Annotated in this window: 23 protein-coding genes; 9 read left to right on the top strand and 14 right to left on the bottom strand. The window is 62.7% G+C overall.

The window, feature by feature from the left end:
- Positions 1–48 precede the first annotated feature (48 nt).
- Both PspR32_RS24720 and PspR32_RS24715 read left to right on the top strand, forming a co-directional pair.
- The gene (locus PspR32_RS24720) at positions 49–1,590 is read left to right on the top strand and encodes a phosphoenolpyruvate carboxykinase (RefSeq protein WP_010221239.1); all 1,542 of its coding nucleotides are present in this window, start codon (positions 49–51) and stop codon (positions 1,588–1,590) included.
- A gap of 179 nt (positions 1,591–1,769) precedes the next feature.
- On the top strand, positions 1,770–2,198 hold the full coding sequence (locus PspR32_RS24715) for an acyl-CoA thioesterase (RefSeq protein ID WP_100781824.1): 429 nt from the start codon (positions 1,770–1,772) through the stop codon (positions 2,196–2,198).
- A 6-nt stretch (positions 2,199–2,204) separates the two neighbouring features.
- On the opposite strand, the gene PspR32_RS24710 is transcribed toward PspR32_RS24715, so the two are convergent.
- From PspR32_RS24710 to PspR32_RS24685, 6 genes are all read right to left on the bottom strand, one after another.
- The gene (locus tag PspR32_RS24710; protein WP_026001197.1) at positions 2,205–2,861 is read right to left on the bottom strand and encodes a response regulator; all 657 of its coding nucleotides are present in this window, start codon (positions 2,859–2,861) and stop codon (positions 2,205–2,207) included.
- 121 nt (positions 2,862–2,982) lie between these two features.
- Entirely contained in the window at positions 2,983–3,795 is an 813-nt protein-coding gene (locus tag PspR32_RS24705) for a CheR family methyltransferase (protein WP_159389300.1), read from the bottom strand.
- A 287-nt stretch (positions 3,796–4,082) separates the two neighbouring features.
- On the bottom strand, positions 4,083–4,562 hold the full coding sequence (locus tag PspR32_RS24700; RefSeq protein ID WP_026001198.1) for a glycine zipper domain-containing protein: 480 nt from the start codon (positions 4,560–4,562) through the stop codon (positions 4,083–4,085).
- A 210-nt stretch (positions 4,563–4,772) separates the two neighbouring features.
- The gene (locus PspR32_RS24695; RefSeq protein ID WP_159389299.1) at positions 4,773–7,109 is read right to left on the bottom strand and encodes an FdhF/YdeP family oxidoreductase; all 2,337 of its coding nucleotides are present in this window, start codon (positions 7,107–7,109) and stop codon (positions 4,773–4,775) included.
- Positions 7,106–7,945 carry a formate dehydrogenase accessory sulfurtransferase FdhD gene (gene fdhD / locus PspR32_RS24690; RefSeq protein ID WP_159389298.1) on the bottom strand — a complete coding sequence of 280 codons (840 nt, stop codon included), beginning with the start codon at positions 7,943–7,945 and terminating at the stop codon, positions 7,106–7,108. The genes PspR32_RS24695 and fdhD overlap by 4 nt, the downstream gene beginning before the upstream one ends.
- Before the next feature lie 95 nt (positions 7,946–8,040).
- The gene (locus tag PspR32_RS24685) at positions 8,041–8,928 is read right to left on the bottom strand and encodes a LysR family transcriptional regulator (protein ID WP_159389297.1); all 888 of its coding nucleotides are present in this window, start codon (positions 8,926–8,928) and stop codon (positions 8,041–8,043) included.
- A gap of 84 nt (positions 8,929–9,012) precedes the next feature.
- Here PspR32_RS24685 and lysM point away from each other — a divergent pair, with 84 nt between their 5' ends.
- A complete protein-coding gene (lysM, locus tag PspR32_RS24680; protein WP_036994937.1) occupies positions 9,013–9,453 on the top strand; it encodes a peptidoglycan-binding protein LysM in 441 nt (146 codons plus the stop codon).
- Here lysM and yrfG read toward each other — a convergent pair whose 3' ends face one another.
- Complete coding sequence (gene yrfG, locus PspR32_RS24675; RefSeq protein WP_010221248.1) at positions 9,454–10,116, bottom strand: GMP/IMP nucleotidase; 663 nt, start codon at positions 10,114–10,116, stop codon at positions 9,454–9,456.
- Between the two features lie 79 nt (positions 10,117–10,195).
- On the opposite strand from yrfG, the gene nudE reads away from it, so the two are divergent.
- Both nudE and cysQ read left to right on the top strand, forming a co-directional pair.
- Complete coding sequence (gene nudE / locus PspR32_RS24670) at positions 10,196–10,762, top strand: ADP compounds hydrolase NudE (RefSeq protein ID WP_010221249.1); 567 nt, start codon at positions 10,196–10,198, stop codon at positions 10,760–10,762.
- The gene (cysQ, locus tag PspR32_RS24665; RefSeq protein WP_010221250.1) at positions 10,759–11,586 is read left to right on the top strand and encodes a 3'(2'),5'-bisphosphate nucleotidase CysQ; all 828 of its coding nucleotides are present in this window, start codon (positions 10,759–10,761) and stop codon (positions 11,584–11,586) included. Before nudE ends, cysQ begins: the two co-directional genes overlap by 4 nt.
- Here cysQ and PspR32_RS24660 read toward each other — a convergent pair.
- From PspR32_RS24660 to rfbB, 7 genes are read right to left on the bottom strand one after another with little or no spacing between them, the layout of a single operon-like run.
- On the bottom strand, positions 11,575–12,030 hold the full coding sequence (locus PspR32_RS24660) for a YiiD C-terminal domain-containing protein (RefSeq protein ID WP_010221251.1): 456 nt from the start codon (positions 12,028–12,030) through the stop codon (positions 11,575–11,577). The two genes, cysQ and PspR32_RS24660, sit on opposite strands and share 12 nt — an antisense overlap.
- Positions 12,027–13,439, bottom strand: a complete 1,413-nt coding sequence (locus PspR32_RS24655; RefSeq protein WP_036994939.1) for a sigma-54-dependent transcriptional regulator — start codon at positions 13,437–13,439, stop codon at positions 12,027–12,029. The genes PspR32_RS24660 and PspR32_RS24655 overlap by 4 nt, the downstream gene beginning before the upstream one ends.
- Positions 13,436–15,250 carry a sensor histidine kinase gene (locus tag PspR32_RS24650; RefSeq protein ID WP_010221253.1) on the bottom strand — a complete coding sequence of 605 codons (1,815 nt, stop codon included), beginning with the start codon at positions 15,248–15,250 and terminating at the stop codon, positions 13,436–13,438. Before PspR32_RS24650 ends, PspR32_RS24655 begins: the two co-directional genes overlap by 4 nt.
- A 35-nt stretch (positions 15,251–15,285) precedes the next feature.
- A complete protein-coding gene (gene rfbD, locus PspR32_RS24645; RefSeq protein WP_159389296.1) occupies positions 15,286–16,158 on the bottom strand; it encodes a dTDP-4-dehydrorhamnose reductase in 873 nt (290 codons plus the stop codon).
- On the bottom strand, positions 16,155–16,700 hold the full coding sequence (gene rfbC, locus PspR32_RS24640) for a dTDP-4-dehydrorhamnose 3,5-epimerase (protein WP_036994943.1): 546 nt from the start codon (positions 16,698–16,700) through the stop codon (positions 16,155–16,157). The genes rfbD and rfbC overlap by 4 nt, the downstream gene beginning before the upstream one ends.
- Positions 16,697–17,572, bottom strand: coding sequence for a glucose-1-phosphate thymidylyltransferase RfbA (rfbA, locus tag PspR32_RS24635; protein ID WP_036994945.1), 876 nt, complete (start codon positions 17,570–17,572; stop codon positions 16,697–16,699). The genes rfbC and rfbA overlap by 4 nt, the downstream gene beginning before the upstream one ends.
- Positions 17,569–18,651 (bottom strand): dTDP-glucose 4,6-dehydratase, encoded by a 1,083-nt coding sequence (rfbB, locus tag PspR32_RS24630; RefSeq protein WP_100781821.1) that lies wholly within the window; start codon positions 18,649–18,651, stop codon positions 17,569–17,571. The genes rfbA and rfbB overlap by 4 nt, the downstream gene beginning before the upstream one ends.
- Positions 18,652–18,865: 214 nt before the next feature.
- On the opposite strand from rfbB, the gene PspR32_RS24625 reads away from it, so the two are divergent.
- The 4 genes from PspR32_RS24625 (at position 18,866) to PspR32_RS26440 (ending at position 24,339) form a co-directional block, all read left to right on the top strand.
- On the top strand, positions 18,866–21,775 hold the full coding sequence (locus PspR32_RS24625; protein ID WP_159389295.1) for an aminotransferase: 2,910 nt from the start codon (positions 18,866–18,868) through the stop codon (positions 21,773–21,775).
- A gap of 170 nt (positions 21,776–21,945) precedes the next feature.
- Positions 21,946–22,824, top strand: coding sequence for an N-carbamoylputrescine amidase (gene aguB / locus PspR32_RS24620; protein ID WP_010221258.1), 879 nt, complete (start codon positions 21,946–21,948; stop codon positions 22,822–22,824).
- Between the two features lie 20 nt (positions 22,825–22,844).
- A complete protein-coding gene (aguA, locus tag PspR32_RS24615; RefSeq protein WP_159389294.1) occupies positions 22,845–23,951 on the top strand; it encodes an agmatine deiminase in 1,107 nt (368 codons plus the stop codon).
- A gap of 187 nt (positions 23,952–24,138) precedes the next feature.
- Entirely contained in the window at positions 24,139–24,339 is a 201-nt protein-coding gene (locus PspR32_RS26440; protein WP_036995321.1) for a hypothetical protein, read from the top strand.
- Positions 24,340–24,350: the final 11 nt, after the last annotated feature.

The raw sequence follows: 24,350 nt of genomic DNA, 5'->3' as shown, positions 1-24,350 counted from the left end.
ACTACAAAACGTTTGGAGCACTCGGCCGCAGGCCGGATGGGGAATCTCATGACGCAAGCCAACAACACCGTGTACACCGACCTGAGCGTCGATGAGCTGGTAAAAGAAGCGCTGAACCGCGGTGAAGGCGAGCTGGCCGATACCGGCGCGCTGGTCGTGAAAACCGGTCACCGTACCGGTCGTTCGCCGGTTGACCGTTTCATCGTCGAAGAGCCGTCCACTCAGGATGCCATCGCCTGGGGCCCGATCAACCGCAAGTTCCCGGCCGACAAGTTCGATGCCCTGTGGGACCGCGTCGAGGCGTTCAACAACGCCCAGGATCACTTCGTATCCTACGTTCACGTAGGTGCGGCCGCCGAGCACTACCTGCCGGTCAAGATGACCACCCAGACCGCCTGGCAGAACCTGTTCGGCCGTTGCCTGTTCATCAACCCGCAGCAGTACAACCCGGCTGGCCGTGATCAGTGGCAAGTGCTCAACGTTGCCAACTTCGAGTGCGTGCCTGAGCGTGACGGCACCAACTCCGATGGCTGCGTGATCCTCAACTTCGCCCAGAAGAAAGTGCTGATCGCCGGTATGCGTTACGCCGGTGAAATGAAAAAAGCCATGTTCTCGGTGCAGAACTTCCTGCTGCCGGCTGCCGACGTGCTGCCAATGCACTGCGCCGCCAACATCGGCGAAGCAGGCGATGTGACCCTGTTCTTCGGCCTGTCGGGCACCGGCAAGACCACCCTGTCGGCTGACGAAAGCCGCTACCTGATCGGCGACGACGAGCACGGTTGGGGCGAAGGCGTGGTCTTCAACATCGAAGGCGGCTGCTACGCCAAGTGCATCGACTTGTCCGAGAAGAACGAACCGGTCATCTGGAAAGCCATCAAGCACGGCGCGGTACTGGAAAACGTCGTCATCGACGATGCCAAGCACGCCGACTACACCGATGTCAGCCTGACCCAGAACAGCCGCGCCGCCTACCCACTGGAGCACGTTGCCAAGCGTTCGGAAAAGAACCTCGGCGGCGAGCCTAATGCGGTCATCTTCCTGACCTGCGACCTGACCGGCGTGCTGCCGCCAGTGTCGATCCTCAACGAAGAACAAGCGGCCTACCACTTCCTGTCCGGCTACACCGCACTGGTGGGTTCGACCGAAATGGGTTCGGGCAGCGGCATCAAGTCGACCTTCTCCACCTGCTTCGGCGCGCCGTTCTTCCCGCGTCCGGCTGGCGAGTACGCAGAACTGCTGATCAAGCGCATCCGCGGCTTCGGCTCCAAGGTCTACCTGGTCAACACCGGCTGGACCGGCGGTGGCTACGGCGTTGGCAAGCGCTTCAACATTCCGACCACCCGCGCGGTGATCGCAGCGATCCAGAGCGGCGCCCTGGTCGGCACTGCAACCGAACACCTGGACATCATCAACCTCGACGTGCCACTGGCCGTACCGGGCGTTGAAACCAACCTGCTCAACCCACGCAATACCTGGGCTGACAAGGCTGCTTACGATGAAGCTGCAAAAGCGTTGGCTGGCCTGTTCATCGAAAACTTCAAGAAGTTCGAAGTTTCCGACGCCATCAAGGCCGCTGGCCCACAGCTGTAAGCTGAAGCCTGCGTAAACAAAAAGCCGCCCTCAGGGGCGGTTTTTTGTTTTCCGGCTTGTGGGAGCGGGCTTGCCCTGCGATAGGCCGCGTTGTCTTACCCGAACGACGATCAATTGGTGCTTGATCGCGGGGCAAGCCCGCTCCTACAGTTACGGGCCATCCAATACTCAGGCCCACCATGTCCGAACTCCCTCAGCGCCAAGCCTATCCCCACCTGCACCCGATCCTCAGCCGCTGGCAGGACAGCGACCTCAATGGCCATATAGCCGGTGCCACGGTTTACGCCTACTTCGACACAGCGATCCAGGCGTACCTGCTGCAACAGGCCGGGCTGGACCTGCAGGACGGCGAGGTCGCCGGTTTCGTGGTCAGTTCGGCGGCGGACTTCTTTGCCTTGCCGGCCTTTCCCGACACCCTTGAGGTCGGCTTGCGTGTGGCGCGTCTGGCGGGCAGTTCGGTGGAGTATCAGTTGGCACTGTTTCGGGTCGAGGACGGGCAGCCCTGCGCGGTCGGCAAGGTGGTGCAGGTGTTCGTCGAGCGCAGCTCGGGCCGGCCGGCACAGTTGCCGGCCACGCTGCAGGCCGCGCTGGAGCGTTTGCAAGGCTGAGGCCGCTCAGTCATTGAGGCGGATAATTCCTTCGCGCACGGCGAACAGCACCAGACCCGGCACGTCGTGAATCTGCAGGCGGTGCATGATCTGCGAGCGATGCGCCTCGATGGTCTTCACGCTCAGGCCCAGGCCGTCGGCGATCGAGCGGGTCGATTCACCGCGGGCAATCAGCCGCAGGATCTCCAGCTGGCGCGCGGTGAGCTGCATCGTGGTGCTGCCGCTGGGGCGCTTGCGGCTGTGTTTCACCGCCTGGCCAATGACCATCGGCAACACTGCTGATGACAGGTACTGGCCACCATTTTTCAGCGCCTGCAGGGCCTGCTCCAGCTCCAGCACCGTGGCGCTCTTGAGCAGAAAGCCATGGGCACCCAATTGCAGGCAACGCATGACGAAGTCCAGCTCCGAGCGCGACGAGAGCATCAACACATGGCTGGAGGGCACGCGCAGGAACAGCTCGCGCAGAATCTGTTCGCTGTCCAGGGTATCGGCGGTCATGTCCAGCAGGATGATGTCGGGCTTGAGTTTCTCGGCCAGTGCGACAGCAGTCATGCCATCGCCTGCATCACCGACTACGGCGTATTGTTTTTTTTGTTCGAGCAGCGCTCGCAGGCCCGCTCGAAAGAGCGGCGAGTCATCGGCAAGTAGTATTCGGCAAAGCATGGGTTCGAGCCTGTTTCGCAAAAGAAGAGGGGCGGCAGGTTTGCTCGGTCCGGATGAGCGCTGCCGCGCTGTGGCGCGATCAGTGTCGGGGGCCTGCCGCAGGTCCCGGCAGCGCAGGCCATCATAGGCGTTCGAACACCGATGGCAGGATCGGCCGCAGTGGCAGGTCGAGGCCATGGATGTTCTCGCTATGTCCGATCAGCAGCAGGCCGCCCGGGCGCAGGCAAGCCAGCAAACGTTGAACCACGCGCTGTTTCTCATCCTGACTGAAATAGGTCAGCAGATTGCGCAGAAAAATCCCGTCGAACAGGCCCAGGTCAGCGGGCAGTGGCTGGATCAGGTTGATCTGGCGAAACGTCAACCGCTCCTGCAAGGTGGCCGCCATGCGCATGCGCCCGGCCATCTCGCCGACGCCGCACAGGCAGTAACGTTGCAACCAGCCTTCAGGGAAGTAACGGGCCTGGGAGACGTCGTAGATGCCTTCGGCTGCCTGCTGTAGCAGATGGGGGCTGATGTCGCTGGCCAGCACGCTCCAGTCGTCGTTGACGGCGTGTTCGCTGGCAACCATGGCCAGGCTGTAGGCTTCTTCGCCCGAGGCGCAGGCAGCGCTCCAGAGCCTCAGCGGCCGTGGCATGTCGCGCAGCCATTGGGCAAGGCATTCGAAATGGCGGTGTTCGCGAAAGAAGTAGGTGTCCCGGGCAATCAGCAAGTCGAGTACCTGCTGCTGTTCCTGATGTTGATCGGGCTGCTCGATCAGTTGCAGATACTGTTCGAAGGAGGTCAGTTGCAAATGCCGCAGGCGCTTTCCCAGGCGGGCAGCCACAGCCGCACGGCGGTCGGCGGCGAGGAACACGCCAGAGCGCTGGCTGACCAGGGTGCGAAAGCGCAGGAACTGGGCTTCACTCAGCATCGGAGGGCGGTTGTCGGCTGGCATCTCACACCCCTCGTGCACTGGGCAATCGGGCCGTCTTTGCGTGATAGATGCGCATTCCCTGCGTCCATTGGCTGATTGGGAACGGCCGATGATAGCTACTGGCTATATCCGCCTGAATCGGGGTTGCCCCTAGGTCGCGGGAAGCTGACAAGGAGAAGGGGAAGCAGGGCCTGCCTGGACTGGCCGCAGGATCGGCCTGCAAGGCTTGATCGGTAACGTGCGGGGTGTTGCAGCGATCCCTGCCCGTGAGGGCAGGGACTAGGAGTTTGGCTTAAGCCCGAAATGGCTTAGTCGTGACGCCAGTGCCTTTTGTGCTTGCGGTGCCCGTAGTGATGGCCACGGTCGTAGTAACGACGGTCGTCGTAGCCGCGACGGTAGCGACGGTCATCGCGGTCGTCTTCATCGGCTCTGTTGCCCATGTAGTTACCCAGCGCGCCACCGGCACCACCGCCTGCGGCTGCGCCAATGTAGCTGCCCGTGGTGCCGCCCATGCTGCGGCCTACAACGTTACCGCCGGCTGCGCCCAGGGCACCGCCGATTGCGGCTTCACCACGCTGGCGCTTGTCGGCACCCACGGCACTGCCGGCTGCGCCGCCCAGGCCCGCGCCGATCGCCGAGCCGGTACTGCCGCCGATCGACTGACCGACCACCGAGCCCAGTACCCCACCCAATGCGCCGCCAATACCGGCTTCGGTGGTGCCACCTGCCGAGGCAACGCCGCTGAGCAGGCCAAGAGACAACAACAGAATCGAGGAGTACTTCATCAAGAGAGCCTCATAGGGATGACGCCGCGATCCTGAGGCCGCAGAGGGGGGCTGGCAAACGAAATCCGACGAGTAACACGAGTTGTACACAATTTTCTAAGTTACTGTTTTAACTGTGAAACTTTATTGATTTTCGCTTGTCTGAGCTTACTTGGAACGAGGCCCCGACAGTGATGTCAGGGCCTTTTTTGTGCCTGTTTGCCGCCGATTCTGTCAGAGGATCCGGGCGTTGTCGCTGGCAGGTTGCAGCTTTATCGCAACGAACTTCGAGGTCGGCGTATGGCTGCCATCGCCAACGCTTTCCAGCGGCACCAGCGGGTTCACTTCCGGATAGTAGGCCGCCGCCTGACCGGCCGGGATATCAAAGGCCAGCAACGTGAAGCCCTTGACCCGACGCTCGCGGCCATCACTCCACAGCGAGACGATATCGGCCTTGTCGCCGGGGTGGAAGCCCAGGCGGATGATGTCGGCTTCGTTGACGAACAGTACGTTGCGTTGGCCCTTCACTCCACGGTAACGGTCATCCAGGCCATAGATAGTGGTGTTGTACTGATCGTGGGAACGCATCGACTGCATGATCAGGTCCGGTACCTGGCCGCTGGCGCGCACGCGCTCGTGCAGCAGGTCAGCGGGCAGGGCATTGGCCTTGAAGTTGGCCCGACCGCTGCTGGTCTTCCATTGCCGTTGGCCGGCGCTGTTGCCCAGGTAGAAACCGCCCGGATGCTCCAGGCGCTGGTTGAAGCTCTCAAAGCCTGGGATGGTCTGGTCGATCAGGTCGCGGATCCGTGCGTAATCGGCGATCAGCCAGTTCCAGTCCACCGGTCTGGCGCCGAGGGTGGCATTGGCAATCCCGGCAATCACTGCAGGCTCCGAGCGCATTTGCCGCGACAGCGGCTGCAACTGGCCGTTGGAGGCGTGGACCATGCTGAACGAGTCTTCCACGGTCACGGCCTGCGGGCCTTCGCCCTGCAGGTCGATATCGGTGCGCCCCAGGCACGGCAGAATCAGCGCCTGCTTGCCATGCAGCAGATGGCTACGGTTGAGCTTGGTGCTGATCTGCACGGTCAGCTCGCAGTTGCGCAGGGCCTGGGCGGTGCGCTCGGTGTCCGGGGTGGCCTGGGCAAAGTTGCCGCCCAGAGCGATGAACACCTTGGCCTGGCCGTCGGCCATGGCGCGGATCGCTTCGACCGTGTTGTGGCCATTATGGCGCGGCACCTTGAAGCCGAAGCGGCGTTCCAGGGCATCGAGCAGGGCCACTGGTGGCCGCTCGTTGATGCCCATGGTGCGGTCGCCCTGCACGTTGCTATGGCCGCGCACCGGGCACAGGCCGGCGCCGGGTACGCCGAGGTTGCCGCGCAGCAGCATGAGGTTGGCGATTTCCTGGATGGTCGCCACCGAATGGCGATGCTGGGTGATGCCCATGGCCCAGCACATGATGACTTTTTTGGCCTTGCAGTACATGCGCGCGGCGTACTCGATCTCGGCCAGGGTCAGGCCTGATTGTGCGCTGATCTGCTCCCAGGAGGTGGCGTCGACCGCTGCCAGGTAAGCCAGGACGTCCTGGGTGTGCTGGTTGAGAAAATCGTGGTCGAAAATCGCCGGGGCATTGCTGGCCTGGGCTTCGCGCTCCCACTGCAAGAGGAACTTGGCCATGCCGCGCAGTACCGCCATGTCGCCGCCCAGGGCCGGGCGCAAGTAGGCAGTGTTGGTCGGGCGGTCGCCGTTGGTGAGCATCTCCAGCGGGTGCTGCGGGTGCTGGAAGCGCTCCAGGCCGCGTTCCTTGAGCGGGTTGATGCACACCACCTGGGCACCGCGCTTGACCGCTTCACGCAGCGGTTCGAGCATGCGCGGGTGGTTGGTGCCGGGGTTCTGGCCCCAGACGAAGATCGCATCGGCATGCTCGAAATCGTCGAACGTCACCGTGCCCTTGCCAACCCCGACACTCTGCCCCAGGGCCACGCCACTGGCTTCGTGGCACATGTTCGAGCAGTCCGGGAAGTTGTTGGTGCCATAGGCACGGACGAACAGCTGATACAGGTAGGCCGCTTCGTTGCTGGCCCGGCCAGAGGTATAGAACTCAGCCTGGTCGGGGCTTTCAAGCTGTTGCAGGTGCTTGGCGATCAGGGCAAAGGCGCTGTCCCAGTCGATGGGTGTGTAGCGGTCGGTACTGGCGTCGTAGACCATCGGTTCGGTCAGCCGGCCCTGGTATTCGAGCCAGTAGTCGCTCTGGGCCAGTAACGAGGTGACGCTGTGGCGGGCGAAGAATGGCGCATCGACCCGGCGTTTGGTCGCTTCCCAGTTCACTGCTTTGGCGCCGTTCTCGCAGAACTTGACCATGCCGCTTTCCGGCGAGTCGCCCCAGGCGCAGCCGGGACAGTCGAAACCGCCGTTCTGGTTGGTCTTGAGCAGCGCGCGAATGTTCTTCAGGGCGTTGTCGCTGCCGATCCAGGCCTGGGCCACGCTGCGCAGTGCGCCCCAGCCGCCAGCAGCACCGTTGTAGGGTTTATAGCGAGGGGCAGGCTTCTGATCGGCTTGGTGATGCAGGCTCACGTTCTGTTCTCCCGCACGGGGCTGAACACCCGTGGCGCGCTGTGTTTGGGCAGGTGAATAAGGTTGAGGTTATGCCGCCGCGCCCACTGCAGGGCGAGGCCGGTGGGCGAGGACAGGCTGACCAGGGTCTGGATGCCGGCGCGCAGTACTTTCTGGATCAGCTCCAGGCTGCAGCGGCTGGTAACGATTGCCAGGCCGCCGTCGAGGCTCAGGTGCTGGCGGACCAAGGCGCCGATCAGCTTGTCGAGGGCGTTGTGCCGGCCGATGTCTTCGCGACCCAGGAGGATTTCCCCCTGATTGTTCATGAACAATGCCGCATGTACCGCACCGCAGTGCTGGCCCAGGGGCTGGAAGGCATCCATGCGCTGGCGCAGGCCCGCGAGCCATTGCGCAGATGGCAGCGGCGCGCCCGGCAACACGGCAAGGTCGGGCAGGGCCTGCTCCACCGCTTCCACGCCGCACAGGCCGCAGCCGCTGGTGCCGGCCAGTTGCCGGCGCTGGGTCTTGAGGTTCCAGAAGGCGCGGTTGGCGATCTCGACGTCGGCGTGTATGGCCGAACCAGTGCTGGTGAACTTGACGTCGTAGATCTCATTGGCCGAAGCAATGATGCCGCTGCCGATGCTGAAACCGACGATAAAGTCTTCGAGGTCGGTGGGGCTGACCAGCATCACTGCCTGGCTGATACCGTTGTAGGCAATCGCCAGGGCGACTTCTTCGGCCAGTGCAGTGTGCGCCTGGCTGTCGTCGGTAAGGTGGCAGTAGTCGTAGGTATTGCTGGCCGCGGGCGCAGTCACAAGCGGGGTGGACGCCGCACAGGCCGGGGGTTTTGTGCTCATCAGCAGAGGTACCGGCGGCTGTTCAGCTTTAAGCCTAGGCTTGCGCTCGGGTATCGTCTAATCGCTAATGCTGATGCCTTGATAGACGGCGTCGATCAAACCTCGCCTTGCAGCGCTTGATATTGTGCCAGGCACACCTCGGCCAGGGCCGAGCGTGGCGCCGTGCGGCGCATGATCAGGCCCAGTGGCGCCAGGGTGCAGGCCTGTTCGATCGGTTGCAGGCGCAGCCGTTCGGTGAGCACTTCCAGGCCGGCCGCCAACGGCATGATGGCACAACACAGGCCTCCGCTGACGGCCTGGGCCAACTGATGGACGGCATCGGTCTGCAGCAACAGCTGCGGTGTCAGGCCACGGCTGTGGAAGTTGTGGTCGATCGACTGGCGAAAATGCATGCCGGCGGTAAGCAACCCCAGCGGCAGTTCGGTCAGCTGTTGCCAGCTTAGGGGGTGGTCGTCGAAGCAGAAATGATCTGGATCATATAAAAGCCCCATGCGCGTCTCGCCCAGCGGCAGCGACTGGAAGCGTTCATGATCGAGGCGATCCAGGTACGACACGCCCAGGTCCAGCTGGTTGCTGGTCAGCTGTTCGAGGATCTGCTCGGAGCTCAGGGCGCTGAGTTCAAAGCGCAGTTCCGGATGCTGCTGGTGCATGCGCCGCAGCAGCGGCAGGGGATCGAAGCTCGACAGCGGTACCACGCCCAGGCGCAAGGTGCCGACCAAGTGGCCGCGACAAGCGGCAGCTTCGGCATTCAGGCCGTCGTAGGCGGCGATTACCGAGCGGGCCCAGGCCAGTACCCGTTCGCCCTGGGCGGTAAAGCCCTCGAAGCGCTGGCCGCGATTGACCAGGGCGAGGTCCAGTTCCTGTTCGAGATTGCGCAGGCGCATCGACAGGGTTGGCTGGGTCACGTGGCAGCGCGCGGCGGCTTGGCCGAAGTGGCGGGTTTCATCCAGGGCGATGAGGAATTTGAGTTGTTTGATGTCCATCGTCGCTCCACGGCGCAAAGCAGGCGAAGCATTCTAACCTGTCCTAGACTCCAGGCTCCGAGATTCATCACCAAGGAGAGCGGCATGAGCATTTTCAGTTTCGTCAAAGAAGCAGGCGAGAAACTCATCGACCTGTTGACCCCGGGTAATGCCAATGCCAGCGAGCAGTTGAAGGCGCATGTGGCGAAGGTCGGGCTGGGTAACCCGAACGTTCAGGCCACCGTCGACGGTGACAAGGTTACCCTGACTGGCGAAGTCAGCAGCCAGGAAGAGAAAGAGAAGATCCTGCTGGCGGTGGGCAACATTGCCGGTGTGGCTTCGGTGGATGATCAGATCACCGTCACCGGCCCGGTTGTGGCTGCAGCCCGTTTTGTCGTGGTGAAGAAAGGCGACACCCTCAGTGCCATCTCGTTGGCGGTGTACGGCAATGCCAACCTGTACAACAAGATTTTCGAAGCCAACAAGCCGCTGCTCAGTCACCCGGACAAAATCTACCCGGGCCAGACCCTGCGCATTCCCGAGTAATCACAACCCTTCGAGCAACGCCCGGTAGTCTTCCACCGCAGCGAACTCTTCGGTATCCCGAGGCCCTTTGCGGCTGTCCGGCTGGCGCACCGCAAGCAGGTGCGCCACGCCGAAGTCGCGGGCACTGCGCAGGATCGACAAGGTGTCGTCGATAAACAGGCTGCGTTGCGGGCTGAAGCCGATATCGGCCTCAAGGGCGCTCCAGAACTGTGGGTTCTCCTTGGGGTAGCCATAGTCATGGGAGCTGATCAGGCGCTCGAAGTAGGGTGCCAGCTCCACCCGTTCCAGTTTCAACGACAGCGAATCGCGATGGGCGTTGGTGATCAGGATTACCCGCTTGCCGGCCTGCTTGATCGCCTGCAGGAACGTATCGGCATCTGGACGCAAGGCGATCAGGTGGGCGGTCTCAAGCTTGAGCTCGCGCACCGAGAAGTTCAGCTCGCGGCTCCAGAAGTCCAGGCAGTACCAGTTCAGCGAGCCGGCGTGTTGCTCGAACAATGGCTGCAATTCAAGCTCGGCCATGGCCCGGCTGATACCGTGCAGCTCGGCGTAGCGCTGCGGCAGTTGCTCGAGCCAGAAGTGGTTGTCGAAGTGCAGGTCGAGCAGGGTACCGTCCATGTCCAGCAGGACGGTATCGATGGTGGACCAGGCTAAAACGGGCATATGAAATTCTCGAACAGTCAGGAGGCAGCGGCCGGGCAAGCCACGGTATAGTAACCCGTTCACGCCAAGGAGCCGCCCCATGCGCCAGAAACCCACCGTCCTCTCTCGCGAGATCGTCGCCAGCAGCCGCCTGTTCCGCGTCGAAGCCGTGCAGCTGCGCTTCGCCAACGGTGCTGAGCGCACTTACGAACGCCTGGTCGGGCGCGGTAACGGTTATGGCGCGGTGATGGTCGTGGCGATGCTCGATGCCGAGCATGCGCTGCTGGTGGAAGAGTACTGCGGCGGTACTGACGAGTATGAACTGTCATTGCCCAAGGGCTTGATCGAGCCGGGTGAAGACGTGCTGGCGGCGGCTGACCGGGAGCTCAAGGAAGAAGCCGGGTATGGCGCCCGTCAGCTTGAGCACCTGACCGAGCTGTCGCTTTCGCCTGGCTACATGAGCCAGAAGATTCAGGTAGTGCTGGCCACCGACCTCTACGAGGAGCGCCTGGAAGGCGACGAGCCGGAGCCGATGCGCGTCGACAAGATCAACCTGCGCGAGCTGTCGGCCCTGGCCCAGCATCCGCAGTTTTCCGAAGGCCGGGCCTTGGCGGCGTTGTACCTGGTGCGTGATTTGCTGAGCCAGCGTGGGGTATTCCCGGTATGAGCGACATTGCCCTGATGCAGCAGGTGGTGGAACTGGCCCGCCAGGCGGGCAAGGCGATCCTGCCGTACTGGCGCGCCGACGTGGCGGTGACGGCCAAGGCCGATGAGTCGCCGGTCACTGCGGCCGACCTGGCGGCCCATGAGGTCATTGCCCAAGGCCTGCGCGTGCTGGCCCCGGAAATCCCGGTGCTGTCTGAAGAAGACTGCAACATCCCCCTGAGTGAACGGCAAGGCTGGCAGCGCTGGTGGCTGGTCGATCCGCTGGATGGCACCAAGGAATTCATCGCCGGCACTGAAGAGTTCACTGTCAACATCGCCCTGATCGAACAGGGTCGGGTGGTGTTTGGCGTAGTGGCAATTCCCACCAATGGCCGCTGTTATTACGGTGGCAAAGGCCTTGGCGCCTGGCTCGAAGCAGCCGCCGGTGTACCTGAAGTCATCAACGTGCGCACGGCACCGCCTGCGGGTGAGCGCTTTACCGTGGTCGCCAGCCGGCGTCATTCGAGCCCGCAACAGGAAGCCTTGCTGGCGGGCTTGAGCCTGGCCGTGGGGGAGCTGGAGCTGGCCAATATCGGCAGCTCGCTGAAATTCTGCCTGTTGGCCGAAGGTGCGGCCGATTGCTACCCGCGTCTGGCCCCCACTTCGCAGTGGGATACCGCTGCGGCGCAAGGGGTGTTGGAAGGCGCCGGCGGTGAAGTGCTCGGCCTCGATGGCCAGGCCTTCGTCTACCCGCCGCGCGATTCCTTGCTCAACCCGTTCTTCCTGGCCTTGCCAGCTGCCGCGCCGTGGCGCGACAAGCTGTTGCAGCAAGCCCTAGCGGTGTAGCACGTACTGACCGCTGAACTGCACGGCAGCCTCGCTGCTGCCGGCATTGCTGACCTGGGTGTGCAGGTTCAGGCGCGCCCGGCCACGGCGCTGATAGGTGGCGATGAAGCGCGCCCAGACTTTCTCGTCCGGCGCTGCGCAGGTGGCGATGGCCGCGCCAGTGACCGGCAGCGGATAGCTGATCTGGCCTTCGTGGATGACGATATGGCCGTCATCGATCCCCGCTTCACGCAACCTCAGGTGCAACCAGCCCCAGCCGACCAGCACCGCGGCGCAGTACAGGCTGCCGCCGAACATGGTGCTCTTGTGATTGACGTTGGCCTCCAGCGGCAGCTGCAGGCGCAGGCAATGCTGCTGCCAGTCGAGGACCTGCAGGCCCATCTGGCGGGTCAGCGGGATGTCACTGTGCAGCACCGATTCAAGGTAATGGCTGTCCGCGCTCATGGACGGTTGTCCTCCAGGTCATCGCTGTTTTGGTGACTGTCGGCGAAGCTCAGGCCGTGTTTGCGCAGCTTGTCGTGCAGCGTCTTGCGCGGGATACCGAGGGCTTCGGCCAGGCTGCGCAGGGAGCTGTGCGAGCGTGCCAGTTCGGCGGCGATCAGCGAGCGTTCGAACTGCTCGACTTGTTCGCTGAGGTTAGCGCTGCCAGTGCTTGGCGCGGGATCGTCGGCGGCTGGCGGCACGTCACCGTCCAGCGCCAGTTCAAGGCCCAGGGCGAAGCGCTCGGCGGCGTTTTGCAGCTCGCGCACATTACCCGGCCATTCATGGCGCAGCAGCAGCGCCCGGTGCGTCGGTTGCAGCGGGGGCACCGGCAGGCCATGGCGCTCGCCGGCGGCTTCGGCAAAGTGCTGGAACAGCACCAGAATGTCTTCGCCACGCTCGCGCAGTGGCGGAATGCGCAGCGGTGCAACGTTCAGGCGGTAGTACAGGTCGGCACGAAAGCGCCCCTGGTCGGCGGCCTGGCGCAGGTCTTCCTTGGTCGCCGCGATGATGCGGATATCCAGCGGGATCAGCTGGTTGCCGCCCAGGCGTTCGACGACCCGCTCCTGCAACAGGCGCAGCAGTTTGACCTGTACATCCAGGCTCATGCTTTCGATTTCATCGAGGAACAGCGTACCGCCATTGGCGAATTCGAACTTGCCGATACGGCGCTTCTGCGCTCCGGTGAACGCCCCCGGCTCGTGGCCGAACAGCTCGCTTTCGACTACCGATTCGGCCAGGGCGCCGGCATTGATTGCCACGAACGGGCCATCACGTCGGCTCGACAAATCGTGCAGGGCGCGAGCGACAACTTCTTTGCCGGCGCCCGTCTCGCCAAGGATCAGTACGTCGGCGCGGGTGCCGGCCAAGGCACCGATTTGCTCGCGCAGGCGCAGCATCGGTGCCGAGTGGCCGACCAGGCGCGTGCTCAGCTCCTGGCGATCGCTCAGGGCCAGGCGCAGGCTGCGGTTGTCCAACACCAGGCGGCGCAGGGCCAGGGCACGACGCACACTGTCGAGCAGCGCATCGCTGGCGAAGGGTTTTTCCAGAAAATCATAGGCCCCGGCGCGCATGGCCTGCACGGCCAGCGGCACGTCGCCATGGCCGGTGATCAGCAGCACCGGCAGTTCCGGGTCCTGGGTGTGAAGCTGCTGCAGCAGCTCCAGGCCGTCGATACCGGGCATGCGGATATCGCTGACCACCACGCCCGGCCAGTCGCGCTCGATTCGCCCGGCCAGGCCCTGGGCGTCGGTCAGCGGCAGGATCTTCAGCCCGGCAAGGTCGAGGGTCTGGCTCAGGGCCTGGCGCAGGTGCGGGTCGTCGTCGACCAGAATCACCTGCGTGCGGCTGTCGATGAGCGGCTCGGTCGTCATGCCGATGGGTCCTCCGAAGTAGGTAGTGTAGCGCCGGGCTTGGCGATGCGTAGCTGCAGGGTGAGCAGGGCACCGCCTTCAGGGTGGTTGCCCAGCAGCAGCTCGCCGCCCAGTGCACGCATCAAGGTATCGCAGATCGCCAGGCCAAGGCCAAGGCCCTGGGTGCGCGTCTTGGTGGTGAAAAACGGCTCGCGGGCGCGGGCCAGGGCCTGGCTGGTAAAGCCCGGCCCGTTGTCGCGAATGTACAGGTAGACGTTGCCATCGCGCTGTTCGGCACTGAGCCACAGCTTGCGCGGGTTGGCCTTTTCGGTCAGGGCGTCGAGGGCATTGGCCAGCAGGTTGCCGAGCACCTGGCGCAGGCGGGTTTCGCCGGCCTGCACCCACAGGGTGGCCTCGGGCAGGTCGCGCACCAGCTCCACGGCCATGGCTCGGCGGCGCTTGGCCAGCAGCGCCAGGGCATCGTCCAAGGCAGGCTGCAGGGCTACGCTCTCTGGGGCATGGCGGTCGCGGCGGGCGAAGGCGCGCAGGTGGGCGATGATCGAGGCCATACGCCCGGTCAGCTCGCTGATCAGCTTGAGGTTGCTGCGGGCATCGTCGGTGCGCTGGTGGTCGAGCAGGATCTCGGCGTTTTCGGCATAGCTGCGGATCGCCGCCAGCGGCTGGTTGAGTTCGTGGCTGATGCTCGCCGACATGGTGCCCAGCACCGATAGCTTGCCGGCCTGCACCAGTTCGTCCTGAGCGCGTACCAGCTCCTGCTGGGCCTGTTCGCGTTCCAGTACTTCCTCCTTCAGGCGGCTGTTGAGGCCTTCGAGGTCGGCGGTACGTTCGATCACCCGTTTTTCCAGTTCCTGGCGGCCATGGGCCTCGAAGTCGATGCGGTCCATGTAATGCCGGCGGCGCTGCATGATCAGCCCGAGCAGCAGCATCAGCACCAGCAAGGTGGCACCGCCAATGGCAACCACGGTGCGTACCGAGCGGTCGATCAGGGTGCGCGGAGCGAGGATGCTGACCTGCCAGCCGGTTTCCTCGATGGCCTGGGTCTGGGTCAGCCAGGCCTTGGGGTCGAGGGTCAGCGGCTTGGGCGACTGGGTCGGGTAGGGCTGGATGGCGACAATGGCTGCGCGTTCGGCATCGGTCAGGGGCCGGGTGGCACGGAAACGCCAGTCGGGACGCGACGTGAGGATCACCACGCCGTTGTGGTCGGTCAGCAGCAGCTGTTCCGGGGTCTTGCCCCAGAGGGTTTCGGTATGGTCAAGGTCAACCTTGACCACCAGCGCGCCGATCACCCGGTCGCGGTCGCGCACGGCGGCGGCGAAAAAGTAGCCGCGCTTGGCCGAGGTGGTGCCCTGGCCGAAGAAGCGTCCCAGACGCCCGGCGATGGCTTCGCTGAAATATGGGCGAAAGGCGAAATTGCGACCGACGAAACTGTCGTGTTTGTCCCAGTTGGAGGCGGCCAGGGTATTGCCGTTGGCGTCCATCAGGTACATGACTTCGGCGCCGGTCTGGGTGGCGATGTCCTTGAGCAGACGGTTGGCGTTGGTCAGGGTTTCCAGGCGCAGCGGGTCGGCCAGCACTGCGCGCAATGCCGGCAGGTCACCGAGGATCTGCGGCAGGGTCTCGTAGCGGTGCAGGGTACCGAGCAGGTTGGCCACGTAGAGATCGAGGGTCTGGCGGTTCTGCCCGGCCAGTTCGTCTTGGTAATAGCGCTCGGCAAGATGCTGCAACGGCCATAGCAATGGGGCCAGGCACACTGCGAGTATGGCCAGGCTGCGCCAGCGAGGGCGGCGGGGAACGGGTGGGGTCATGGTCATCGCAACTGCGCCAGAATGATCTGGCGCATTATGCGCTACTTCAGGCAGTCGATCAGTGCCTGCTGCCAGTGCGGTTGGCTGACCTGCCACTCGCGTTGCAGGCGACTGCAATCGAGGCGCGAGTTCAGCGGGCGGCGAGCCGGGGTCGGGTAATCGCTGGAAGGAATCGGTAGCAGCGCGGCACAAGGCAGGCCCTGGGCCTTGAGTTGCTCGCCGATGGCCTGGGCGAAACCGAACCAGGATGTCTCGCCTTGGGCGGTCAGGTGATAGGTGCCCCAGGCACCGGCCTGGCCAGCCTGCCAGCGCTCGATCAGGGCACGGGTGCTGATGGCGATGGTGCCGGCCCAGGTCGGCGCGCCGATCTGGTCGGCGACGATGCGCAACTCTGGCTTTTCCTGCAGCAGGCGCTGCATGGTCAGCAGAAAGTTGCTCCCGTGCCGTGAATACACCCAGCTGGTGCGCAGGATCAGGTGCTGGCCGCCGACTGCGGCAATCGCCTGCTCGCCGGCGAGTTTGCTGCGCCCGTAGACGCCGAGCGGGTTGGGCTCGTCATCTTCGGTGTAGGGGCTGTCCTTGCTACCATCGAACACATAGTCGGTGGAGTAGTGGATCAGCGGGATACCGAGCTTCGCGGCTTCTTCGGCAAAGATACCCGGTGCCCGGGCATTGATTGCGAAGGCCAGTTCCGGTTCGCTCTCGGCCTTGTCGACTGCGGTATGGGCCGCGGCGTTGATGATCAGGTCGGGTTTGAGCGTCTGTACGCGTTCACGAATGCCTTCGGGGTTGGCCAGGTCGAGCTGGTCACGACCCAGCACATGCAACTGCGCCAGGTCGCCCAGGCGCTGTTGCAGTTCCCGGGATACCTGGCCGTGTTGGCCGCTGATGAGGATACTCAAGCGTGCGCTCATGGGAACAGGTCCGCCTCCGTCAACCATTTTCCGGCCTGGTCCTTGGCAGACAATTGCGGTGCTTCGTCCAGTTGCCAGTCGATGGCCAGATCCGGATCGTCCCAGCGAATGCAGCGTTCGGCCGCCGGGTTGTAATAGTCGGTGGTCTTGTACAGGAACTCGGCGTTATCACTAAGCACGACAAAACCATGGGCGAAGCCTTCGGGCACCCAGAGTTGGCGGTGGTTGTCGGCGGACAACCTGACCGCGACCCAATTGCCGAAATGAGGGGAACTGCGGCGGATATCCACAGCTACATCCAGTACTTCCCCCTGGGTCACACGAACCAGCTTGCCTTGGGTGTTTTCCAGTTGGTAGTGAAGCCCGCGCAAGACACCTTTTTGTGAGCGTGAGTGGTTGTCCTGGACAAATGTGCTGGTGATGCCAGTTTTTTCCTTGAATACGTCGGCGTTGAAGCTTTCATAGAAAAATCCGCGACTGTCGCCGAACACCCTGGGTTCGATGATCAGTACGCCGGGCAGATCAGTAGTGATTACGTTCATTGGTGTTCTTCAGCCAAGCCGTAGAGGTACTGTCCGTAGCCGGTTTTGCCAAATGCCTTGGCACGCTCCAGCAATTGTGTGCGGTCGATCCAGCCCTGCTGAAACGCGATTTCCTCAAGGCAGGCAACCTTCAGGCCCTGACGGTGTTCGATGGTCTGCACGTACTGCGAGGCTTCCAGGAGGCTGTCATGAGTCCCGGTATCGAGCCAGGCGAAGCCACGTCCGAAACGTTCGACACGCAGGTCACCGCGTTGCAGATAGGCATTGTTGACGTCGGTGATCTCAAGTTCGCCACGTGGCGAAGGCTTGACGTCCTTGGCGATTTTCACCACATCGCGATCGTAGAAGTACAGGCCGGTAACCGCGTAGTGAGACTTTGGCTTGGCCGGCTTCTCTTCGATGGACAACGCACGGCCATCCTGGTCGAAGTCGACAACACCGAAGCGCTCAGGATCCTTGACCCAATAACCGAATACGGTAGCGCCGGAGGGCTGTTTGATGGCACGCAGCAGTTGTTCGCTGAAACCCTGGCCATGGAAAATATTGTCGCCAAGGATCAGGCAGACCGAATCGTCGCCGATGAACTCTTCGCCAATCAGGAACGCCTGGGCCAGGCCGTCCGGAGAAGGCTGCTCGGCATAGCTGAGCTCGATACCGAACTGGCTGCCGTCACCCAGCAGCTGCTTGTACTGCGGCAGGTCCTGCGGGGTGGAGATCAGCAGGATTTCGCGTATACCGGCAAGCATCAATACCGAGATCGGGTAATAGATCATCGGTTTGTCGTAGATCGGCAATAGCTGTTTGGAAACACCCAGGGTAATAGGATGCAGACGGGTGCCGGAGCCGCCCGCCAGGACAATACCTTTGGTCATGCAATCAGATCCTTGAATTCGCTGGCGCCCAGGCGCTGGCCTTGATAACTGCCGTCCTGGACCCGCTGGCACCACTCCAGGTTGTCCAGGTACCACTGTACGGTCTTGCGCAGGCCGGTCTCGAAGGTCTCTTCAGGGACCCAGCCCAGTTCACGTTCGATTTTGCTGGCGTCGATTGCATAACGCTGATCATGGCCAGGGCGATCCTGAACGTAGGTGATCAGGTCGGCATAGTTGGCAATGCCCGCCGGACGTTGCGGTGCCAGCTCTTCGAGCAGTGCGCAAATGCCGCGGACCACGTCGATGTTCTTCTGTTCGTTATGCCCGCCAATGTTGTAGGTCTCGCCCACCTTGCCTTCGGTCACTACCTTGAGCAGGGCGCGGGCGTGGTCCTCGACGAACAGCCAGTCACGCACCTGCAGACCGTTGCCATACACAGGCAGCGGTTTGCCAGCCAGAGCATTGAGAATCACCAGCGGAATGAGTTTTTCCGGGAAGTGGAACGGCCCGTAGTTGTTCGAGCAGTTGGTCACCAGTACCGGCAGACCGTAGGTGCGTTGCCAGGCCCGGACCAGATGATCGGACGCGGCCTTGCTTGCCGAGTACGGCGAACTTGGCGCGTAAGGCGTGGTTTCGGTGAACAGGTCATCGACGCCATGCAGGTCGCCATACACTTCGTCGGTGGAAATGTGATGGAAGCGGAATGCCGCGCGCTCATCGCTCGGCAGGGTCAGCCAGTAGGCGCGGGTGGCCTCCAGCAGGCTGTAGGTGCCGACGATATTGGTGTGGATAAAGTCCGAAGGACCGTCGATCGAACGATCTACATGCGACTCTGCGGCCAGGTGCATGATCGCGTGGGGTTTGAAGCGTTCAAGCACGCCACTGACGGTTGCCTGATCTGCAATATCGGCCTGGACGAATTCGTAGCGGGTATTGGTCGCGATGCTGGTCAGCGACTCCAGGTTACCGGCATAGGTCAGCTTGTCCAGGTTGAGTACTTCGTGCTCGGTATTGTTGATCAGGTGACGCACCAGCGCCGAACCGATGAAGCCGGCCCCGCCGGTGATGAGAATTCGCATGTCGGACTGCCTTTCTTCCGTAACTGACATTGAAAATTAAAGGACATAGCTTGTGGCCAGGGGGAGACAGGCGCAAGCAAAAAGCGCCGAGCTGTGCCTTTCCCTTGAGATGCTCGAGGCAGCAGAGCAATTCTGCTGCGATTTTAGCCGTTATTCTTGCCAACTGGCACAAGCAGTGGCGATATAGGCAACAAAAAAATGAGGTCCCCAGCCCATGTCGCTCAGTACCCTGATCCATCGCTCCAGTCAGCCATGCCCTGAAGTCAGTGAACAGCAGGCCGCTTGCCTGTTGCAGGAGCATTTCGGCCTCAGCGGCGCATTACAAGCGCTGGGCAGTCAGCAGGACCTGAATTTTCGCCTGGACGCCCCCCAGGGGCGCTATGTGCTGAAAATCTGCCATGGTGATTACGCCATGGCCGAACTGCAGGCCCAGCACAGCGCCCTGGGTTACCTGCGCGATCAAGGGCTACCGGTGCCCGCCGTGCTGGCATCGCGAACGGGCGAGCAACTGCTGGCGGTAGAGGTGGGTGGTCAAGCTTTGCGCGTGCGCGTGCTCGACTATATAGACGGTAATTCGCTGACCCGAATCAAGCACATGGAGCCACGCTTGGTGGCGGAGCTTGGCCGTCTTTGCGCGCGAGTCGACCGAGCCCTGGCCGATTTCACCCACCCAGGGCTCGAACGTACCCTGCAATGGGACCCACGCCACGCCCAGGCATTGATCGAGCATCTGTTGCCGGTGCTGGCTGAAAGCCCGTATCAAGCGCGGATAAGCGCTGCCGCACAGCAGGCCAGGGTGCGTCTGCAACCGTTGGTCGACCAATTGCCGCTGCAGGCGGTGCACCTGGACATTACCGATGACAACGCCGTCTGGGCGCGGGATGAGCAGCGGCAGTGGCAGCTGCAAGGGGTGATTGATTTTGGCGACCTGATGCACACCTGGCGCATCGCTGATCTCTCGGTGACTTGCGCGGCATTGCTGCACCATGCCGAGGGTGACCCCTTGCGGATACTGCCGGCGATCGAGGCCTACCATGCGCTCAACCCGCTGACCACAGCCGAACTCCAGGCCTTGTGGCCGCTAGTGGTAGCCCGGGCCGCGGTGTTGGTGCTGAGCGGTGAACAACAGCTGAGTGTCGACCCTGGTAACAGTTACAGCCGCGACAACCTGGCCCATGAGTGGGAGATCTTCGATGTCGCCACCAGCGTGCCCTTCGAGCTGATGGAGGCGGCGATCCTGCAAGTGACCGGGCATGAATTGCCCGCGCGGGTGCTGGAAGATTTCACGCCGCTGTTGCCATCCTCGGTCGCAGCACAGGTGGTAGGGGTGGATCTTGGCGTGCTCAGTGAGCATTACCAGGCAGGGAACTGGGAGCAGCCGGGCATCGATCAGCGCTTGTTGGCCCAGCAGGCTGGCGATTCAGGCGCGGCCTGCACCTTGTACGGGCAGTACCGGTTGTCGCAGACCCACATCGATAACCCCGCGGAGCCGGCAACCTTCGCCCTGAATGTCGAGGTGCACCTGCCTGTAGCCACGGCGCTCAAGGCGCCCTGGGCCGGTACCTGGCACCAGTACGGCGAAGACAGCGGTTGCCTTGCGGGCAATGAATGCAACTTGTGGCTGCATGGGCTGAGCCAGGCGCCAGCCGCGGGGCAGGTGATAGCCCAGGGGCAGTCACTGGGCGCCAGTGCCGCACTGTTGAAGGTTCAGCTGTGCCGGGTTGCCGGGCTGTACCCGCCGGCCTTTGTCGTGCCTTCGCGGGCTCGGGCCTGGCAAGCAGTGTGCCCCTCGCCACAGGCCATCCTCGGTGTTGCCTGCAACGCCGAACCGCTGGTCGATGCCCAGGCTTTGCTGGCCCGGCGCGATGCCAGTTTCGCCCGCTCGCAGAAGCACTACTACCAGCAGCCGCCGCATATCGAGCGCGGCTGGCGCAACTACCTGTTCGACATGCAGGGGCGGGCTTACCTGGACATGCTCAACAACGTTGCAGTTCTTGGTCACGGGCATCCGCGCATGGTTGCCGAGTCGGCGCGGCAATGGTCGCTGCTCAATACCAACTCGCGCTTTCACTATGCGGCCATCGCCGAATTTTCCGAACGCTTGCTGGCCCTGGCGCCGAGCGGCATGGACCGGGTGTTTCTGGTCAACAGCGGTACCGAGGCCAACGACCTGGCGATTCGCCTGGCCTGGGCCTACAGCGGTGGGCGCGACTTGTTGAGTGTGCTTGAGGCCTATCACGGCTGGTCGGTGGCTACCGATGCGATTTCCACTTCCATCGCTGACAATCCCCAGGCCTTGAGCACCCGGCCGGAATGGGTTCATCCGGTGATTGCCCCCAACACCTATCGAGGTGCCTTCCGTGGCGCCGCAAGCACCGCCGATTATTTGCATGATGTCGATGCCAAGCTCGACGCACTGGCTGCCGAGCAACGGCAGCTGGCCGGCTTCATCTGTGAGCCGGTGTACGGCAATGCCGGCGGCATCTCGCTGCCGCCGGGTTACCTGCAACAAGTCTATGCCAAGGTACGGGCAGCGGGCGGCGTGTGCATTGCCGATGAAGTGCAGGTCGGCTATGGCCGGCTGGGTACCTGGTTCTGGGGTTTCGAAGAACAGGGGGTTGTGCCGGACATCATCACCATGGCCAAGGGTATGGGTAACGGTCAGCCATTGGGTGCGGTGATCACCCGCCGGGAGATTGCTGAAGCGCTGGAGGCCGAAGGCTATTTCTTCTCCTCCGCCGGTGGCAGCCCGGTCAGTTGCCGCATTGGCATGGCCGTGCTCGATGTCATGGAAGAAGAGGGGTTGTGGGACAACGCCCGGGAAGTCGGCGGCTACTTCAAGTCACGGCTGCAGCAGTTAGTCGATAAACATCCGCTGGCGGGTGCCGTGCACGGCTCCGGCTTTTACCTGGGGCTGGAGCTGGTGCGTGATCGCCAGACCCTGGAGCCTGCCAGTGCCGAGACCACCCTCCTGTGCAACCGCCTGCGCGACCTGGGCATCTTCATGCAGCCCACAGGCGATTACCTGAACATCCTCAAGATCAAGCCGCCGATGTGCACCACCCGGGCAAGCGTGGACTACTTCGTCGACAGCATCGACCGGGTGTTGTCAGAAGACCTGTAACGCCTAAGCTAAAGCCGGTTAGTTCGATTGTTATCGGATTAACCGGCTTTTTATTGGCTTTGTTTTTTAAGATTCCTCTTTTAAAGTCGATATTTATCGGATATAAAAGCCTCCATCATCACCGTGATGGCCTGGCCTAGTCGGTCCAGCCACCTGTCGAGGAGGAGTAAATGAGCCGCACCGTCACTGTTGCCGCCACCCAGATGGCCTGCTCCTGGGACCGCCAGGGCAACCTGGAAAGCGCCGAGCGGCTGGTCCGTGAAGCGGCCGCCAAGGGCGCGCAGATCATCCTGATCCAGGAGCTGTTCGAAACCCCGTACTTCTGCCAGAAGCCCAACCCGGACTACCTGCAGTTGGCCACGCCGGTTGAGGCCAATGCCGCCATCGGCCATTTCCAGAAGCTCGCCAAAGAGCTGCAGGTGGTGCTGCCGATCAGCTTCTACGAGCTGGCCGGGCGTGCGCGATTCAACAGCATCGCGATCATCGATGCCGATGGCAGCAACCTGGGCGTGTACCGTAAAACCCACATTCCGGACGGCCCCGGCTACCACGAAAAGTACTACTTCAACCCGGGCGACACCGGCTTCAAGGTCTGGCAGACCCGTTACGCGAAAATCGGCGTAGGCATCTGCTGGGACCAGTGGTTCCCCGAGTGCGCACGCAGCATGGCCCTGCTCGGTGCCGAGCTGCTGTTCTACCCGACGGCTATCGGTAGCGAACCGCACGACAACACCATCTCCTCGCGCGACCACTGGCAGCGTGTACAGCAAGGTCATGCCGGCGCCAACCTGATGCCGCTGATCGCCAGCAACCGCATCGGCCGCGAAGAGCAGGACGGCTACGACATCACCTTCTACGGCTCCTCTTTCATTGCCGACCAGTTCGGCGAGAAGGTCCAGGCGCTGAACGAGACCGAGGAGGGTGTGCTGGTGCATACTTTCGACCTCGACAAACTTGAGCACACCCGCAGTGCCTGGGGCACTTTCCGAGACCGTCGTCCAACGCTGTACGGCCCGGTGAAGACCCTCGACGGCGCGCTGCAATCCTGATAGTTCAGCAAGGATCATCTATGAAAACTCTCACCAGTACCCCGCGCGCCGACGGCTTCCACATGCCCGCCGAGTGGGCGCCACAAACCCAGGTCTGGATGGTCTGGCCCGAGCGCCCGGACAACTGGCGCCTGGGCGGCAAGCCGGTGCAGGCTGCCCATGTGACGCTGGCCAAGGCCATCGCCCGTTTCGAGCCGGTGACCGTCGCCGTCTCCGCCGCCCAGTACGACAACGCTCGCGCCCGGCTCGACCTGGCGAACATCCGCGTGGTGGAAATCAGCAACGACGATGCCTGGGTGCGTGATACCGGGCCGACTTTCGTCATCAATGACAGCGGCGAAGTGCGTGGCGTCGACTGGGGCTTCAATGCCTGGGGCGGCTTCGAGGGCGGCCTGTACTCGCCATGGAACCGTGACGAGCAACTGGCCAGCAAGGTGCTGGAGATGGAGCGCTGCCAGCGCTACCACACCGAAGGTTTCGTACTCGAAGGTGGCTCGATTCACGTTGACGGTGAAGGCACGCTGATCACCACCGAGGAATGCCTGCTCAACCACAACCGTAACCCGCACCTGAACCGCGAGCAGATCGAAGCGATCCTGCGTGATCACCTGGCAGTGGACACCATCATCTGGCTGCCCGATGGCTTGTACAACGACGAGACCGACGGCCACGTCGACAACTTCTGTTGTTACGTTCGCCCAGGTGAAGTGTTACTGGCCTGGACCGATGATCCGCAAGACCCCAACTACGCACGCTGCCATGGCGCGCTCGAGGTGTTGGAGAACAGCCGTGACGCCAAAGGTCGCGCCTTTACCGTGCACAAGATGCCGATTCCGGGGCCGCTGTTCGCCAGCGAAGAAGAGTGCGCCGGGGTCGATCCGGTGGCCGGCAGCCAGGAGCGCAACCCGTCGGTGCGCCTGGCCGGCTCGTACGTCAACTTCCTGATCGTCAACGGTGGCATCATCGCCCCAAGCTTCGACGACCCGGCAGATGCTGAGGCTAGAGCGATTCTGGCGCGGGTATTCCCCGATCACGAAGTGGTCATGATCCCTGGACGCGAGATGCTTCTGGGGGGCGGCAACATTCATTGCCTGACCCAGCAGCAACCGGCTCCCGCCAAAGGCTGAAGTGCAGCAAGCAAAGAGCCCGTCGATTGACGGGTTTTTTTTTTATCCGCGGACGACGATCGGCATAGCTTTTTGGCACACCTCTTGTATTTGTTTTGCATTGTATTTCAAACAGATAGGGCTCCTCAGTTCTGTCACAAAGTTTGAGTAGGTTAGCCGCTCACGGCCCCAGGGAGTACGTGTCGAAATGAATGCAGCAAGTGAGCCGGCTTCGCCCCCATCAGCGGTGAATCACGAGTCCCTCCAGCGCGTGGCGCAGTGGTTGAAACACAATGGAGCAAACCGGGTCAGGAAGGCCGATCAGCGTCGCTCGTTGCTGGCGCGTTATCCGGCAGGCCTGCTTACTGAAGCAGAGCTGGAAGCGCTGCTGGGTGATGGCAGCCGCTAGGTGGTTCGGCA

The organism is Pseudomonas sp. R32 (assembly GCF_009866705.1).
GTDB classification, from domain to species: domain Bacteria; phylum Pseudomonadota; class Gammaproteobacteria; order Pseudomonadales; family Pseudomonadaceae; genus Aquipseudomonas; species Aquipseudomonas donghuensis.
This window is presented reverse-complemented; position numbering and strand designations above follow the sequence as displayed.

Coding starts and splice junctions, on each gene's coding strand:
- PspR32_RS24720 (WP_010221239.1), top strand. CDS start 49: ATGACGCAAGCCAACAACACCGTGTACACCGACCTGAGCGTCGATGAG.
- PspR32_RS24715 (WP_100781824.1), top strand. CDS start 1,770: ATGTCCGAACTCCCTCAGCGCCAAGCCTATCCCCACCTGCACCCGATC.
- PspR32_RS24710 (WP_026001197.1), bottom strand. CDS start 2,861: ATGCTTTGCCGAATACTACTTGCCGATGACTCGCCGCTCTTTCGAGCG.
- PspR32_RS24705 (WP_159389300.1), bottom strand. CDS start 3,795: ATGCCAGCCGACAACCGCCCTCCGATGCTGAGTGAAGCCCAGTTCCTG.
- fdhD (WP_159389298.1), bottom strand. CDS start 7,945: ATGAGCACAAAACCCCCGGCCTGTGCGGCGTCCACCCCGCTTGTGACT.
- PspR32_RS24685 (WP_159389297.1), bottom strand. CDS start 8,928: ATGGACATCAAACAACTCAAATTCCTCATCGCCCTGGATGAAACCCGC.
- lysM (WP_036994937.1), top strand. CDS start 9,013: ATGAGCATTTTCAGTTTCGTCAAAGAAGCAGGCGAGAAACTCATCGAC.
- yrfG (WP_010221248.1), bottom strand. CDS start 10,116: ATGCCCGTTTTAGCCTGGTCCACCATCGATACCGTCCTGCTGGACATG.
- nudE (WP_010221249.1), top strand. CDS start 10,196: ATGCGCCAGAAACCCACCGTCCTCTCTCGCGAGATCGTCGCCAGCAGC.
- cysQ (WP_010221250.1), top strand. CDS start 10,759: ATGAGCGACATTGCCCTGATGCAGCAGGTGGTGGAACTGGCCCGCCAG.
- PspR32_RS24660 (WP_010221251.1), bottom strand. CDS start 12,030: ATGAGCGCGGACAGCCATTACCTTGAATCGGTGCTGCACAGTGACATC.
- PspR32_RS24655 (WP_036994939.1), bottom strand. CDS start 13,439: ATGACGACCGAGCCGCTCATCGACAGCCGCACGCAGGTGATTCTGGTC.
- PspR32_RS24650 (WP_010221253.1), bottom strand. CDS start 15,250: ATGACCATGACCCCACCCGTTCCCCGCCGCCCTCGCTGGCGCAGCCTG.
- rfbD (WP_159389296.1), bottom strand. CDS start 16,158: ATGAGCGCACGCTTGAGTATCCTCATCAGCGGCCAACACGGCCAGGTA.
- rfbC (WP_036994943.1), bottom strand. CDS start 16,700: ATGAACGTAATCACTACTGATCTGCCCGGCGTACTGATCATCGAACCC.
- rfbA (WP_036994945.1), bottom strand. CDS start 17,572: ATGACCAAAGGTATTGTCCTGGCGGGCGGCTCCGGCACCCGTCTGCAT.
- rfbB (WP_100781821.1), bottom strand. CDS start 18,651: ATGCGAATTCTCATCACCGGCGGGGCCGGCTTCATCGGTTCGGCGCTG.
- PspR32_RS24625 (WP_159389295.1), top strand. CDS start 18,866: ATGTCGCTCAGTACCCTGATCCATCGCTCCAGTCAGCCATGCCCTGAA.
- aguB (WP_010221258.1), top strand. CDS start 21,946: ATGAGCCGCACCGTCACTGTTGCCGCCACCCAGATGGCCTGCTCCTGG.
- aguA (WP_159389294.1), top strand. CDS start 22,845: ATGAAAACTCTCACCAGTACCCCGCGCGCCGACGGCTTCCACATGCCC.
- PspR32_RS26440 (WP_036995321.1), top strand. CDS start 24,139: ATGAATGCAGCAAGTGAGCCGGCTTCGCCCCCATCAGCGGTGAATCAC.